This window comes from Xaviernesmea rhizosphaerae (assembly GCF_001938945.1).
Classification (GTDB): domain Bacteria; phylum Pseudomonadota; class Alphaproteobacteria; order Rhizobiales; family Rhizobiaceae; genus Xaviernesmea; species Xaviernesmea rhizosphaerae.
Genome location: NZ_MKIO01000015.1, coordinates 1 through 14,607, shown reverse-complemented (window position 1 = coordinate 14,607; position 14,607 = coordinate 1). Strand labels below are relative to the sequence as shown.

Here is a 14,607-nt window from a genome sequence, read left to right as displayed (position 1 = left end):
CTTCCATAATTCTTAGCGCAGACCGGCAAGTACCGCGCGTGCCAACCGCTCACGCCGACGTGAGAACAAATACGGATGAGCAATGGAATAAACGGCGACCCACAGCGTTCTTATCCACTCAAGCCAAAAGGATTTTGCCATGCGCGTCTACAGTTTCATACTTGTTGCCAGTTTCGTCTTTGTGGGAAGTGCATCTGCTGAGCAGTCCCACGACCACCATCCGGCGATGAGCATGGAAGATAGCGGCACTTCCACTGCGTTCTCCAAAAGCATGAAGGTCGCCATGGACAAAATGCATGCCGGCATGATGGCGGTCCCCGAAACAGGCAATCCAGACCACGATTTTCTGGCGCAAATGATCCCGCATCACCAGGGCGCCATCGACATGGCCAAGGCTGTGTTGCTCACCACCAAAGATCCGCAGATCCGAAACCTCGCCCAGTCGATCATTACAGAGCAGGCTTACGAAATTCAGTTGATGAATTCGATGCTCACACAACAGCGCGGCTCCGTCGCCGCCAACCCGGAGACTTCGAAATGACACGTTCCGCAGCCCTGCTGATCGCCCTGATGGCGAGCACGCCAGCCTTTGCCCTGCCCGAATCCAAGGACCGGGTCTATGCTGCTGACCAGAACAGCAACACCGTATCTGTCATCGATCCATCGACCAACACGCTTCTCGGCCTGATCAAGCTCGGCGACCCACGCCCGAATGTCTTGAGCCCGCTTTACAAGGGTGAGGTCAACGTCCACGGCCTTGGCTTCTCGCCGGATCACCGTACCATCGTCGCCGTCTCGACGGTGACCAATTCCGTGACCTTCATCGATACCGCGACAAACAAGATCAAAGGTGTCGCCTATATCGGCCGCAACCCGCACGAGGCCTTCTTCACGCCGGATGGCAAACACGTCTGGGCAACCGTGCGTGGCGAGGATTACCTTTCGGTCATTGATGCGAAGACATTCAAGGAGACCGATCGCATCAAGACCGAGAGCGGTCCCGGCATGACGATCTTTACGCCAGACGGCAAGCGCGCCTTTGTGGCCAACAGCTTCAATCCGGTCGTTCAGGTGTTCGATGTCGCGTCGAAAAAGCTGCTCGCATCCATTCCGGTGGTCTCCCCATTCTCACCGTTCATTCAGGTGACACCAGATGGAAAGGAAGCCTGGCTAACCCACAAGGATGTCGGCAAGGTGACGCGGATTGATACCAAGACATTGAAAGTCAAGGGCGTGATCGATAGCGGTCCGATCACCAACCATCTGGCGTTCGCCAAAACATCCGCCGGAACATTGGCTTATGTGACCATCGGCGGCGAGAACGTCGTAAAAGTCTACACGCTGAACGACGAGGCCAAGCTGATAGCCACCATTCCCGTCGGTGCCTTGCCGCACGGTGTCTGGGGTTCGGGCGACGGCAGCCGCGTCTTTGTTGGCCTCGAAAATGGCGACGCGGTGGACGTGATCGACACTCAGAAGAATGAGAAGATCGCCCATATCCCCTCAGGCCAGGCCCCACAAGCGCTGATCTACGTTCCGGATGCGGTCCCGACAGGCGATGGCCGCCAAAACCTTGAACCACGCAAGGACATGCCGGAGAACATCACACTTATGCTGAAGCCTGCCGCAGATGCGCAAGGCGGCGGAATGGTCGTCTCGCGCAATCTTGGCCTGATCGATATCGTAGATCTCAGCGTTTCGAAATTGAAGCCGGACACGGCTTATGCGCTGTTGTTCGAAGGTCAGCCGGAACCGATCGTGGCGTTCAAGACAGATGCCAAAGGTGCCGCGATGGCATCTGCCACCAGTCCGACCCGCTCCATCGTTAAACCGGGCGAAGCCTCCAAGACACCTAAGGTTATCCTCGTTGAGGGAACAGAACCGCTAGCAAATGCGGTCTTGCAGAGCAACTAACAGTTTGGCTACCTGTTACGGGCAACCCCAAAACAAGTTGACTGCGGCGTTCTTACAATGCCGCAGTCATTTTTGACACCGCACTGAGATTGACCGGATTCAAATCATTCCTTGATAGATCGCAGTTGCGATCGGAAGGAGCTTTGCCCGATCGACCGAGGCGGATACCGCGAAATCGAACCCCTGATCCACCCAGACAAAACTGGACACGCCGTTTTTCTCTTCAAACGTGAACGCTGTCTGCGCTGATTGGCCGGCGCGTAGATAAACGGCCAGCCTCTCGCCTTTGTCATCCTCGTACATGAGTTGTGCAGCCGCAGCGCCACCGCCCGGAAGGACGCGTCCGCCGAGCAGCTTATACCCGAATGCCGAAAGGTTCGGTGGCGTCAGTGCCCGGCCGGATCGCTTCGACAGCCATGTGACCAGATGTGCCTCGTCATCCGCTCCAACTTCGACCGGATGGGCTACTTCGACCACGAAGGTCCGATAGGCGTCAGATGCATTCGCGGCAAAACCCGCCTCGGACAATCGCGCTGCGTTGATTTGCACGCCTTCAGGCTTTAGCCACCAGCCACCGGCCAGGCCTATTCCCAGGAAGATGCAAGCGGTCATGGCGGAGCGATACCAGCCTTGTCTTCGCAAAGCTGCGTTGGACTGAAGGTTGGCGATGCGCAGCCGCGCTGGAATGGGCTCTGCGAATTTTTCAGACAGCCGCACACGCAAAGCTTCCCGGTCCGCAAGCTGTTGCGTGACCCTTGCGCTCACTTCAGGATGACCAGCAAGATAGGCGTCGACAAGCGCCTGACGGTCAGGCGGCAGCTTTCCGTCAATGTAAGCCTGAAGATCATCTTCGCCGATCGGCGAACCGGTGTTCATCATTTTACCCTTCGCAAGGTCACGGGCGTCTTGTTGTCTAGGATAGATCGGAATTTCTGCCTGGCGCGCGACAGCCGCGACATCACGGTTCCTACCGGCACACCAATGACGGCAGCAGCCTGCTCATAGGACAGATCCTCGACGCCAACCAGAAGCAGAAGCGATTTTTGATCGTCGGAAAGCCTATCGAGCGCTTCGAGTATATCGCGCACGGCAATGCCATGATCCTGATCGGCTGGCGATCCGGGGAGCATAACGGTATCGAGGTCGTGGTGTGGACCCCGGCGCTGGGATTGGCGTCCAGCCGAGATGTGCAGGTTTCGCATGATGGTAAACAGCCATGCCCGCAGGTCACCATCAGTCCGGCGCAGATACCAGCGCGATATCGCACGCTCAAGGCAATCCTGCACGAGATCGTCGGCGCGGTTGTGATCACGCAGAAGCGCGAAGGCATAGCGTCGCAATGCCGGTATTTCAGCCTCCAGTCGCATCGCCATTGTCGACATCATCAGCCCTTCGGATCGGTGGCCACACCGGCGAAGCCGGCATGGCCACCCGTCGCCTTACTTTGCAGGCGGGTTGACCTGCCAGATTTCGTCGACAAGTTTTCCGTCACGATAGGTCATGATGTAAAGAACGGGAACCTTGTTCTTGCCGGCAAAGACAACATTCGCGGCAACGGTCGCGCCCTTGGGATTGGCTGCCTCCCAGAGTTCACCGACTGTGGCGGTCTGTTCGCCCTGTGCCGTCGAGAATTTGGCCCAGACTTCCGCAATCGCCTTTTCCGACGCATAACTGCCGTCGAGCGGACCACCAATCCAGGCAAGGGAAGGATCCTTGCCGTAGTCTTTGGTGATTGTCGCGACATCGCCCTTGGCAATCGCTTCGATACGCGTCTTGGCCATGTCCATGGCAGGGCCAGCAAGGGCTGCACCGGTAGACATGAGAAAAGCGAGCGGCAGAGCCATCAGAACTGTTTTGCGCATAGTGTGATCTCCTTGTTGAAATGACAGCAGAGAGACGCTGGCAATCACGCGTTATTCCACCCGGCAGCAAAATAATTTTTCACTCTTTCACTGCGCTCAAGGATATGGAACTCTTTTTTGCTTGTAGAACGGATTCCTTGGGCGAAGTTCCACATGAAGATGCGTCGTATTTGGGTCTAATGGCTAAGAAAAGCGGGCAAACTTGTGTGGTCCATCACTGTCTTCGTGGCCCCGCCAAAGACGGCCTCAAGAAATGCGCCATGACGGTAGGCGCCCATCAAAAGTGTATCGGCACCGCCCCTATTGGCCTTTTCCAGAAATTCGTCGGCGTTTTTCGCCACGGAGGTCTGCAGCCGCCCTGTCCCGCTGACATGCAGTGACTGAATGAACCCAACCGCCTCTGGGACTTCGTTCTCGTGTGCTGCGAGAATTACCAATGTATCAGCAGCGCGGAGCCAAGCTCTGGCCTTTTGAAGGCAAGAACGTATTTCGTCATCGTCCCTCCAGAAAATGGCAATCGAGCGGCCGAAAGAAACCGCAGTTCCGTTAGTATCCGGCGTAAAAACCACCAGCCTATGATGATCGAAGAGCGCCGCATGCAGGGCGTCGCCGCCGTCCATCGATTGCGGGCGGGCGATGGTCACCAGATCGGCCGATCCGAGATGATTGCGGACACCGTCTTCTTCTCCACCATCAGCTTCCACCCACTCGACCTTGGCGCCAGCCGGCGACGGTTCACGCCCTGCCGACCACTCCTCGAAGATCTTTCTGACCTCGTTCCGTCGCTGAGAGGCCGTGCCCTCATCGCGGATCCGCATTTCCTGCATGTCGACTTCCTCTACACTGCCTCCGATCTTGGCGGGATCGACGCAAACATGGAGCGCCGTGATTGTTGATCCCGGTTCGACCGCTGATGCAGCGTCGGCGATCAGCAGGCTGGAAAGGGCTGTTTTAGGATGTGGGATGAGCGCAACAACGTGCATGGTGTTCCTCCTGATTCAGATTTCCTGCGACGCAGCTTCTGCGTCCCGTTCGTCTCGTGTTCGAAATGAGCGATACCGCCATCGCCCATCCGTCGGCTCCCATCGCCTCCACACGACTTCCAGCCAGAATATACGATCATCCTCTGGTAGAACTGCGTGCCACGCGTACCAGACCTGCCAGATGGGGAGACGGAGTGGGTTCGACATCTGGTCTGCTCTAGGCGCGGTAAGCGACGAGGACAGCGCCGCAGGCAATCAGGCAGACGCCAAGCCAATTGGGGAGCGACAGACGCTCCCCCAGAAAGAGTACGGCAAAGATTGCGACAAAGACGACACTGAGCTTGTCGATCGGCGCAACGCGTGCGGCATCACCGAGTTTCAACGCCCGGAAATAGCAGATCCACGACGCGCCGGTTGCCAGGCCCGATAGAACAAGGAAACTCCAGCTACGGCCGGACACCGTACCCGGCGATTGCCAGTTTCCGGTGACATAGACCATCATCCCGGCGGCGGCCAGAATGACGATCGTGCGAATGAAAGTCGCGAAATCGGAATTGACGTTTTCGACCCCGACTTTTGCGAAGATAGCCGTCATTGCCGCAAAGCCAGCCGACAATAGCGCCCAGAAGGGCCAGCCAAGAAGAATACTTTTCATGCCGTTTGACCTCCAACCATACCACGCACCAGCGCCATGCCAGCGAACACTGCAATGAATGCCAGGATGACAGAAGCGCTGGCGTAGAGGATGGCGGCGCTAGTCTCTCCCCTTTCCCAAAGCCCTACAGCATCCAGCGAAAACGTCGAGAAGGTCGTAAAACCGCCAAGAATGCCGGTTGTCAGAAACAACCGCAGTTCCTGCGGCAGCCCGGTTCGCATGACAAAAATCTCCGTCAGGATACCCATCAGCAATGACCCGATGATATTGATCGATAAGGTTGCCCATGGAAAACCAAGTCCGAGCAGATGGGCCACTATAAGGTTCACACCATGGCGGACGGCACCACCGACGCCTGCATCCAGAAATACGATGACAAATCCCATGATCGCTTCCTCAGAACGTGCTGGATGACGACAAGCGACCCGACAGCGCGTCTTGCGCCGCAATCTCTTCACCCAGGACTTCCCACTGCTCGATATGCTTGTAGATGACCACCTTGCGGCATAGCAACTCACCGTGCGTCCGGCAGAAGGTCTCGAGATCCTGCTTCGGCGCGATCAGTTCGACGCACATGGTGAGATTGGGGTTCTGGATCTCCACACCTTCTGACTGCATCTTGCCGTGGTTGCTGTATCCGAACGTCGTGTGATGAGCGACCGCATTGATGATCCCTGCCGCTTTCGCCTGGATCACAAGTTCACGATAGAGCGGCTTGCTGCCGAACCAGCGCTTAGCCGCCTTCACTTTCTCCCCAGGGCGAAGATAGATGCGCACCATGCCGAATTCGCGTGAGGAGACGGTGTGGGTCATGACGATAGGCCTTTCGGTCAGATTGGAGTGAATGGAGAGGGAATTTGCATGCGTTGCCACAGGCGCGGGCGTTCTGCCGCCCTTCGTTCGGATCGCGCGCACCGGAACACCGGTCGGCAGGTCCGAACCAGCCGATTTGACGACGCCGATACGCTGAGACAAATAGATGCTCGAATGGCCGCTGAAGAGGTAGGCGAGAAAGCAGGCGGTGGCGATATAGACGCCATGGGTGGCCCCGAAGAGTTCAATCCCCATGACCATGCAGGCAAGTGGCGTGTTCGTTGCGCCAGCAAAGACGGCGACGAAGCCAAGTCCCGCCATCAAATCGACCGGGGCGCCGAGAAGCCCGCCGAGCGCACTGCCAAGCCCTGCACCGATGAAAAACAGCGGCGTCACCTCACCACCCTTGAAGCCGGCCGAGAGTGTGATGATCGTGAACAGTGCCTTCCACAACCAGCTCCAGTAATCGACGTGATCAGGGCGGAAGAAGCCGAGAATGGTCGGGTCCGCCGGATCAGGCGACCAGACCCCCAAGCCGAGATAGGCTCGAGTTCCAAGAAGATAGGTCAGGCCGATCAGGACCAGCCCTGCGAGGACGGGCCTTAGCGGCGCGTACCTGATCACCTTTTTCAAGAGGGCCGACAGATCGTGGCTGGCCTCGGCAAAGAGATGGGCGACCAACCCGAATATCACCCCTGCCAGAGAGACTTTCGCCAGTAGCCAACCGTCGAGATTGAAGGCGCCGCCGATATCGAAATTGGACAGATAGGCGATATGATACTGGATATGACCGATTCCCCAGGCATGACAGGTCCAGTCGGCCAAGATGGCCGCCATCAGAGCAGGCAGAAGGGCCTCATATTGCATGCGCCCGATGGTCAGCACCTCCAGCGCAAAGATCGCGCCGGCGATCGGCGTTCCGAAGACTGCCCCAAACCCTGCCGCGATACCTGCCATCAGCAGGATGCGGATGTCGGCGGTTGATAGCTTGAACAGTTTGGCTAAGGCGCTGGCGATACTACCGCCCAGCTGAACCGCCGTTCCTTCGCGTCCGGCCGACCCTCCGACAAGATGGGTGAGTACAGTCGAGACGAGGACGAAGGGCGCCATGCGTAGCGGCACGCCGCCACCTGGCTCATGGATCTGGTCGACGATAAGATTGTTGCCGGCCTCAGCCGTCCCGCCGAAGCGCCCGTAGGCCCAGACCATGGCAAAACCGGCGATCGGCATCAGAAAGATCAGCCAGGGATAGGCGAAGCGCAGTTCCGTGGCGCGATCGAGGCTCCAGAGGAAAAAGGCGACAAGGGACCCGACAATCATCGCCATCGGGACGGTGACCGCAACCCATTTGCCGATGCTCTGGATTTGCTGAAGGCGCAGGCTGGAAAACTGACGGATCATCACGCGAGCGCTCCAGAAAAAGCGCACGCCACAACGACGATCGAATTCGATAGTTGGTAATCTGACACAACTCTACCCCTCTGCCGGCTGCGGCAAGTTGAGTAGGAGTCATCAGCTTCATCCTGCGAAGCGGTTCGGCCACCATGGCCAGGCAGAATCCATTACCGGAAACTTGAGTAGATGAAGTCTGGTGCCGCGTCAACATGGCCGAAGCTGCAGCGGCAGCCGGAAAGGCGCGGATCAGATGCTAGCCGCTTGTCATGCGACGCAGGACATCTGTCCGGAAATAAAAATGCTGTGCCAAAGCACCAACGGCGTGCGCAGCGATCGTCGCCCGCAGGATCGCCTTCAATACCTGTGAAGTGCGCAATGCGGTACCAAGCCGAAAGCTGTCAATCTTCCAACATGTCGTCCCCGATGGCCGGGTCAGTATCCACCGAGCCACCCTGCTTACTTAAGAGACCAGCGTCTTCCAGCGCCTCGATATTTGGCAGGTCCCGCAATGTCTCCATGCCAAAGGCCGAGAGGAAATATGGCGTCGTGACATAGGTATATGGGGCGCCCGGAGTGGGGCTCCGTGGGCCGGAGCCGATAAAACCTGCTCCACGCAAACCGCCGATCGTATCGCGGCTGACGTCCTTGCCAAATATCTTTGACAACTCACCGCGCGTGATTGGCTGGTAATATCCGACAGCCATCAGCACCATCGCCTCAGATTCAGACAACGCTGCCACACCGCCTCGCGTAGGCGCGGACGAAGCACGGATCGTCTCGGCAAACCTTGGTCGGCTCCGGTGTTGCCACCCGCCTGCGACCGAGACCAGTTCATAAGGTCGATCTCGCAGCTCTCCGACCAGGTCGTCGATCAGCAGGTCGATGCTGCAGTCTTTGCCGACCACCCGCGCCAGAGTCTCGCGGCTGACCGGCTCGGAGGACGCAAAGATGACCGCCTCGACCCGCATCATCCATTCCCGCCAGCGCATTTCCGACGGCAAGTCCAGGAGCTCGCGATCATACAGGATCTCCTGCTTGCGTTCCTCGGCTTTACGGCGGGGTTTGGCTGCGCGCGCTCCTGCCATTGTCACAATCCAAATATTCGGAAGGAGGACCGGCCCGAGAGCTCGCGTATCGCCTCAAAGCCTTCGAGCCGCTCGAACAGCCGGCTTGCCGCCCATCGTGACAGGCTGGCCCCGGCTGCCGAAGCGGATACAGCGTCTTCGTTCAACAGCCGACGGATGACCGGTTCAGCTCCTCTGGTCCTGACTTTGGCTGCGATGGCCAACAAACGGCTAGCGCGGCGATCGATCTCCGCAGCGGAACGAAGTGCCAGTTCGGCGCCATCGACAATCGCCATGCAGATCGCTTTCGAATAGGTTGACTCACCCGGCTTGACGCGACCCCGGCCACCGATGGTGCGGAAAGCTGGGCCAAAGCGCTCGGGTAGCACCAGGGGAACTGGTTGAGACCAGTTCAGCTTCTGAGCCAGCACCATCTCGCCCAGACCAAGTGCTAACACTTCTGCGTCCGGGCGAGCCGTAGAAATCGCCATTATAAGGTCCGCCACCGCGAAAGGTGCCGAACGCCCGGACTGGATGGCAGAATCAACGAGATCAGGGACCGAGGCAAGATTGTCGTCCCACCGGATCGATAGAAGCGTGGCCAATTCCTTTATAAACGATGTGCCCGGCATGCCGATCCGGCGGGATAGCATTCGTGTGGCCAAAAACAGCTTCCCGGCAGGACCGGGATCACCGTCCGCGGGCGTCAACAAAACGGCGTCCCGCAGCGCGGGCTCTTCCTCGTTGCGACCGAGCATCCTGGCCGCGACGGCGGCTGACTTGAGAGCAAGACGATCACGCCAGCAGCCTATCCATGGTGTATTCGAACGGATCAAATCGTCGAGTGATTTCAGCGCGATACCTGCGGCGAAAGCAGCATCCCGCTCGTCAATGTCACGGCCACGCGCCAGCGCCCAGCTTGGGAGGTGGCCGGGCCATGTGGAGGTGGCAGAGGACGCAGATGTGATCGAATACATGCGCAGCAGCATAAATCAGATGTGCGGTTTTCGCTAGTTTTTTCCTAATAAACCGCACAGCCTGTCGCGAAGATAAAACGTCCGATAAGGTTGACTTATTGGTGGTTAGCATATGACTTCGACAACTACGTTTTTGCCTGCCAGATCTGTAACCAGATTTACAAGGGAGACCACTTCCCGATCTCCGGGCAGCTACTTGAATCACCTCTCATGCCCAATGCTCAGCCAAACGGCATCCAGTTGACACAGCTTGTGCAGGCTTTGGTCCGTGATGTTACATTAACAAATGACGAGGAACTCGTTGCTCTCTGGGGCACGGAGGAAGCAGATCTAATCCATCCTTACCTAGAAGATCCAGCAGATCTATTGGCCTATGAGGCCGATGATGCCAACCGCGAAGTGTGGATTCGGGCCGGCGCAGGGGCTCGCGCAACGCGCGCTCACGACGCTGCGGTGAAATTCCTGGGATTGAATCGCGAAGAGCTTCGTCGGTTGCGCTATGAGCAGCTTGGAATTCTGCGAATTCTGAAGCTGAGTTTTGACGAGCCACGCCTCGGAGAGGCTACGAAGGCGACAATCAGGGCAAAATTCGACGAAATGAGTCGGCCGGCTTATCCTTTTGCGGGATTAAACCGTTTTTTCCTTCGCGAGTGGAACCTGCTTTAGACCCCCTGCCACCAATCGACGTTTGTCTTCACGTTGCGCATCTCTGAAGGAGCACGGAAGGCTACTGCGGGCTTTCACGTGACGGGGTTACCACCCCATACGGGAGGCTTACCCGTATTTCTGCGCGATTTCCGTCAGTCCGTGTGATTTCATGGACGCTGATTGTTTCCTGTTGAGCCGGCACAACACCTGAAGGAAGTTCATATGCGAGAACAACGATAACAACTTGGGCACCGAGCGCGATAGCATAGCGTCGGCCTTGCATGCCGGCCGCCGGTGCCGCGTTTGCCACGTCGGCAACGCGGCCCGTGAACTTATTCTCTACAAGCACAGCCCCGTCAACAAATATGTCGAGCTTACCACCACCCGCAACCGAGCCCTCTTGGGTCGGCAGACCACGCAATTGAAAGGCGGCCAGAACCTGCTTTTGCAGTTCGGCTTCGTTTTCGAGCTGTCTCGTCAATTGGCCGGACTTGTACCAATGGTCGACAAAAGCATACACGGCCCCCAAAACACGTCCCAGGGCTTCGATGTGGTCGGCCGTCAGACCCGCGCGCAAAAGCCGGTTTAGTTCGAGAGCCAGTCGAGAGGCAAAATCTGGATCAGCCTGGATCCACGTTCCTGGCACTTTTAGATCATCCGCGCGGAGGGCCAGCAATGAGTGTCGCTTGGATGATAAGTGCTCGGCTGCATCAGTGTCTATAATCTCGGCATCGACCAAAGCATTGATCCAGTTCCGTGGTACGATGGTGGCAGTCTTGATGTAGCCATCGGCCTCTTCGCTCATAGTGACGCCGAAATGTCCGAGAAAGACGATTTTGGAGGCTAACGCCACGAGAGGAACGACATCACGCGGGCAGAACACATACCCGGTTCGTTTCTGTAATTCGTAGGCGTCCGACCACTTCACTGGATTAAAGGAGAATTCTGGCACCTTGATCGCGCCATTTGGATAGCGCGCTAGAATTCTGATAGCTTCAGCTTTCAGCGCCGGTAGATCGACGATTATCTGTTCCGGTCCTATCTGGTCTAGGGCCTCTTTGCATGGCCGGGATATGTCGACATCGACACCTTTGGCCACCAAGACTTCAGCGCATGCGATCGCAACACGATGAATTTCCGCGCCGATATCGAACCGGACACCGATATCATCCAGCTCCTTGACGATGCGGCGCCATAGCTTTTCACGGTTTTGGTCTGCCGTGCTGCCATCGAGCCCTGGAGGAGACGCAATAAAACGACCACGAAATGCAAAAGCGCGATGCAACAGCTCGCGGTTAAGAATGCCCTTCGCCAAGGCTGTTGCCGCCGAGGGTTTTGGCGAAAGAGGAAATCCAGGATGGGTCACTTCTTGCGCAAGGATGCGCAGCATTGTGTCGTCGTCCACACTTAGGAAGATTTCATCGAGCCTAAAGCGACTTGCGCGATCCCGTTCGGCCACTAGCATCAAGCGCTGAGCCATTGCCTCTGCGGACCGAACCTTGTGGTGATGATATAGCCGATCATAGAGGAATGTCCGGCCGATCAGCATTTGTTCAAAAGATCCAAAGCCCGACGCTGCGATTCCAAGCTGATGAAAGGTCTGATTGACGCTTCGCGAAGCGCGGGCCCTTAGCTCGCTTTCCGATGCATCGACATTCGACTCTCGGACATGAAGAATTTCCAGTCGCGACAGCAGGCGATCAGTGTCAAAGCCGATCTCTAGCCCCGAATGATGGGCATCTCTTGAAAGATAGTCGAGTTTGTCGGCGTCGATCTGACTGCTGACAATAGATGACAAATGGCTAGCGCCTGGCCCTTCGACACCGCCGATAATTGCAGCGACGATCACTTCCTGAAGTTCTTCGACAGGTCGGCCGCGGGCTGTAAACAGCCGATCGCTGGCAAGCACCTTCTTCATCGGTTCCGAAAGCACCATACAGGCCGCGATTACTTCCGACTCCGAGGGCGGCGCATTCAATTGGTACAGTCTCTTAAATTCGCGGCGGACCGTCTTGATTTCTCTGCGCCAATCGTCGCTTTCACCTGCGGAGGTGCCTGCCAGAGGCGCGTTCACTTCGAGTACGGGCTCAAGGGCGTGGCTGAAGGGACCGTGGCCAACGTCGTGCAAGAGACCCGCTAGCCGCAAAGCGTAACGGTCTGCTTCGGTTATCGAGGGCAGGGGCGTACCGCTATGGTCGCGATTCCATCGCTGAATCTGCCGCTCAAGGGCGCGCAAAACTTCTTCGATGGCGCCAACGACGCCAATAATGTGCTCCAGCCGTCCATGACTGGCGCCCGGAAACACCAGCTGTGCCAGGCCCAGTTGCCGGACTCCCCGCATTCGCTGGAGTAATGGCGTGTCAAGTAAGCCTACTTCCCAAGGGAGAAGCTCGATCGTCCCCCAAACCGGGTCATTGACCTGTTTTGGTCGAAATTCCGGAGCGCGCTTAGCCTCCAGCCGATTGATAAGACTCGATAGCCATTGTGAGACGAGCGTGTCGAGCTGACCAGCCAACGTCGGCGCTACTGACAGAAGGTTGTCGCGCAGCCGTTCCACGTTTTTGCTACGCTGCCGCAGCTTGTTTGACGGCAGCGCGAGTGCGCTTGACGGAGGCCAGAAGTGACTCGCCTATTTCTCGAGCCTTGCTTGTGCTCAGACCATAACTGAGCACGATCTGACGTGCGCTGTCTTCGTCTAAAGTCACCAACGACGACAGATACGTGGGATTGGGCTCGGTCGTCAGTAAGGCTTCCTGGGCTGCCAGCAGGATATCTGGCAACTCGTAGCACCGCAAACCAACGCCAGTCACGCCAAAGGATAAACTTGCGGACAGAGTAGAGGGTAGTACGCCCATGCACTCCTTCAGAGCCTTGTCGAGAATACCGTGAGATGTCGGCAGGCGCTCTCCCTCAGCACCCAGCAGCCAAAGGGCAGCCAGCAACTCGGCATTTTCGAAGCGAGTGGACATAACGGCCTCCATGATCGTCGAATCGATTGTGGCGATTTTTCTTTTATCAGTGGTTAATCTCCGCTATAAGTGGGGTCAACCCCATTTTGTTCCTGGTCCCCAATTGTCGTTCGGATCGGGCCAGGAGTCTAGCATGCGTTTCGACACAAGCCAGATCCTCGAGCTTGCTGGCATCAGCAAGGAGATGTTGCGGCATTGGAAAAGGGCCCTTCCGCCGCTTTTTGGACGCGACGGGAGGTCGGATCGCTACAGTTATGCTGAGTTGGTTGCTCTTTGCGCAATCGCCCAGGCGGTAACAAAGCTCACTATTCCTGTTTCGCGTTTCACCGACAACGCAGTGTGGCTGTTCGAGGAGGTGGAACAGCAGTTAAAGCCAGGAGGGGCCTTGCTGATTTTGTGCATCCTTCCTGATCGGCTTGCGTTCCTCAGCGAGAACGAGCTTGCCACCGTCGAGGCAGGCTGCTTTATCCGGCTGGATGTTGTCGTTGATCGCCTGAACACACGCGCCTTTTCCGAAGACGAGCAGACGAAAGAGGCTCAACTAGATTTGCCCTTCAGAGACGCCAAGATCATGGGTATGCGTATTACTCGGCGCCCATAAGTGACAAGAGGCCTGCCTTTTGTTCAAGCTACCGCAAATCGGTCGTAGCAGCCGAGATAGCCCTCATTGATGGCGCGCTGTCTTCCAGGTTTGATACCGTCCGTCGCCAGTTCGATCTCCAAGTTGGGTACGGCGGATCGACGTCAACAGTTATATGCGGGAATTTTCCTAGTGAAGCCCCCAGCTGAGCTTGACGCCTATTGATAACGAACTGCTCGCGATGCGATGACGAACATAGAATACATAGCAGTAAGGCTGCTGTGGCTAATAATCTTTAGTTGAATTGTTCGCCGGTTGGGTTATCGATAGAGCTTGAGTGAACTTCACATAACTTGGAATTATGCGAAGTTGTAAAGACTTAGCTCGCCGCGGACTTCGGCTTACCAAACCAAACTCCCAACTTTTCAAGACGTTACCTTAACCTTGCGGGCCGGGTCGCCGGTTCGGATCCCTTCAAGAGCCGACGCTGGAATTGTCGGGCAAGCGGAAATAATGTCCGTTCAAGAGGTATTCCCTGCTTGGAAGTTGATGTCCGTAATGGGGACGGAAGTCGATTGTCGGGTGTTGGCGCGCCGTGGGCAAGGAGCTGCCATCAAATCCCTTTAGTGATATGGTCCGAGTTCGGCTTTCTTGACATCCATTCGGGCTAGGCTCAGGACTCATAAATCACAACCAAAAGATAACGGTTGCAGCGATGCATATGCTTGAGAAGAAGGTATGCGCGCA

At 56.9% G+C, this 14,607-nt stretch carries 15 protein-coding genes, 1 pseudogene and 1 riboswitch; of the genes and pseudogenes, 4 read left to right on the top strand and 12 right to left on the bottom strand.

The genetic code is table 11. From position 1 onward, the window contains the following. The first annotated feature begins 139 nt into the window (after window positions 1-139). Together BJF92_RS00710 and BJF92_RS00705 are read left to right on the top strand one after the other, a co-directional pair. Window positions 140-541 carry a DUF305 domain-containing protein gene (locus tag BJF92_RS00710; protein WP_075632868.1) on the top strand — a complete coding sequence of 134 codons (402 nt, stop codon included), beginning with the start codon at window positions 140-142 and terminating at the stop codon, window positions 539-541. After that, window positions 538-1,914: a YncE family protein gene (locus BJF92_RS00705; RefSeq protein WP_075627917.1), complete on the top strand. Its 1,377-nt coding sequence runs from the start codon at window positions 538-540 to the stop codon at window positions 1,912-1,914. The genes BJF92_RS00710 and BJF92_RS00705 overlap by 4 nt, the downstream gene beginning before the upstream one ends. Before the next feature lie 99 nt (window positions 1,915-2,013). Here the strand turns inward: BJF92_RS00705 and BJF92_RS00700 are convergent, their stop codons facing one another. The 10 genes and pseudogenes from BJF92_RS00700 to BJF92_RS00655 form a co-directional block, all read right to left on the bottom strand. Next, window positions 2,014-2,790, bottom strand: a complete 777-nt coding sequence (locus tag BJF92_RS00700; protein ID WP_236769786.1) for an anti-sigma factor family protein — start codon at window positions 2,788-2,790, stop codon at window positions 2,014-2,016. Then, window positions 2,790-3,296: a sigma-70 family RNA polymerase sigma factor gene (locus BJF92_RS00695; protein WP_075627972.1), complete on the bottom strand. Its 507-nt coding sequence runs from the start codon at window positions 3,294-3,296 to the stop codon at window positions 2,790-2,792. The genes BJF92_RS00700 and BJF92_RS00695 overlap by 1 nt, the downstream gene beginning before the upstream one ends. A gap of 57 nt (window positions 3,297-3,353) precedes the next feature. Beyond that, complete coding sequence (locus BJF92_RS00690; protein WP_075627915.1) at window positions 3,354-3,776, bottom strand: hypothetical protein; 423 nt, start codon at window positions 3,774-3,776, stop codon at window positions 3,354-3,356. Between the two features lie 176 nt (window positions 3,777-3,952). Then, the gene (locus tag BJF92_RS00685) at window positions 3,953-4,759 is read right to left on the bottom strand and encodes a universal stress protein (protein ID WP_075627914.1); all 807 of its coding nucleotides are present in this window, start codon (window positions 4,757-4,759) and stop codon (window positions 3,953-3,955) included. A 217-nt stretch (window positions 4,760-4,976) separates the two neighbouring features. Beyond that, complete coding sequence (locus BJF92_RS00675; RefSeq protein WP_075627912.1) at window positions 4,977-5,414, bottom strand: EamA family transporter; 438 nt, start codon at window positions 5,412-5,414, stop codon at window positions 4,977-4,979. After that, window positions 5,411-5,800: a fluoride efflux transporter CrcB gene (gene crcB / locus BJF92_RS00670; RefSeq protein ID WP_075627911.1), complete on the bottom strand. Its 390-nt coding sequence runs from the start codon at window positions 5,798-5,800 to the stop codon at window positions 5,411-5,413. Before crcB ends, BJF92_RS00675 begins: the two co-directional genes overlap by 4 nt. Before the next feature lie 10 nt (window positions 5,801-5,810). Beyond that, window positions 5,811-7,628: a voltage-gated chloride channel family protein gene (locus BJF92_RS00665; protein ID WP_075627910.1), complete on the bottom strand. Its 1,818-nt coding sequence runs from the start codon at window positions 7,626-7,628 to the stop codon at window positions 5,811-5,813. Between the two features lie 95 nt (window positions 7,629-7,723). Next, window positions 7,724-7,803, bottom strand: a riboswitch (Fluoride riboswitch). 72 nt (window positions 7,804-7,875) lie between these two features. Beyond that, window positions 7,876-7,989, bottom strand: a pseudogene (locus BJF92_RS25885) (cytochrome b); the annotation flags it as partial. Window positions 7,990-8,020: 31 nt separating this feature from the next. Beyond that, a complete protein-coding gene (gene scpB / locus BJF92_RS00660) occupies window positions 8,021-8,707 on the bottom strand; it encodes an SMC-Scp complex subunit ScpB (RefSeq protein WP_075627909.1) in 687 nt (228 codons plus the stop codon). Window positions 8,708-8,709: 2 nt separating this feature from the next. After that, the gene (locus tag BJF92_RS00655) at window positions 8,710-9,663 is read right to left on the bottom strand and encodes a DUF1403 family protein (RefSeq protein WP_234794759.1); all 954 of its coding nucleotides are present in this window, start codon (window positions 9,661-9,663) and stop codon (window positions 8,710-8,712) included. 210 nt (window positions 9,664-9,873) lie between these two features. On the opposite strand from BJF92_RS00655, the gene BJF92_RS00650 reads away from it, so the two are divergent. Further along, complete coding sequence (locus BJF92_RS00650) at window positions 9,874-10,329, top strand: hypothetical protein (protein WP_143523848.1); 456 nt, start codon at window positions 9,874-9,876, stop codon at window positions 10,327-10,329. A 61-nt stretch (window positions 10,330-10,390) separates the two neighbouring features. On the opposite strand, the gene BJF92_RS00645 is transcribed toward BJF92_RS00650, so the two are convergent. Both BJF92_RS00645 and BJF92_RS00640 read right to left on the bottom strand, forming a co-directional pair. Then, the gene (locus tag BJF92_RS00645) at window positions 10,391-12,868 is read right to left on the bottom strand and encodes an HD domain-containing protein (protein ID WP_143523847.1); all 2,478 of its coding nucleotides are present in this window, start codon (window positions 12,866-12,868) and stop codon (window positions 10,391-10,393) included. Window positions 12,869-12,875: 7 nt separating this feature from the next. Next, window positions 12,876-13,280, bottom strand: coding sequence for a hypothetical protein (locus BJF92_RS00640; protein ID WP_143523846.1), 405 nt, complete (start codon window positions 13,278-13,280; stop codon window positions 12,876-12,878). 133 nt (window positions 13,281-13,413) lie between these two features. Here BJF92_RS00640 and BJF92_RS00635 point away from each other — a divergent pair, with 133 nt between their 5' ends. Further along, the gene (locus BJF92_RS00635; protein ID WP_075632864.1) at window positions 13,414-13,881 is read left to right on the top strand and encodes a hypothetical protein; all 468 of its coding nucleotides are present in this window, start codon (window positions 13,414-13,416) and stop codon (window positions 13,879-13,881) included. Window positions 13,882-14,607: the final 726 nt, after the last annotated feature.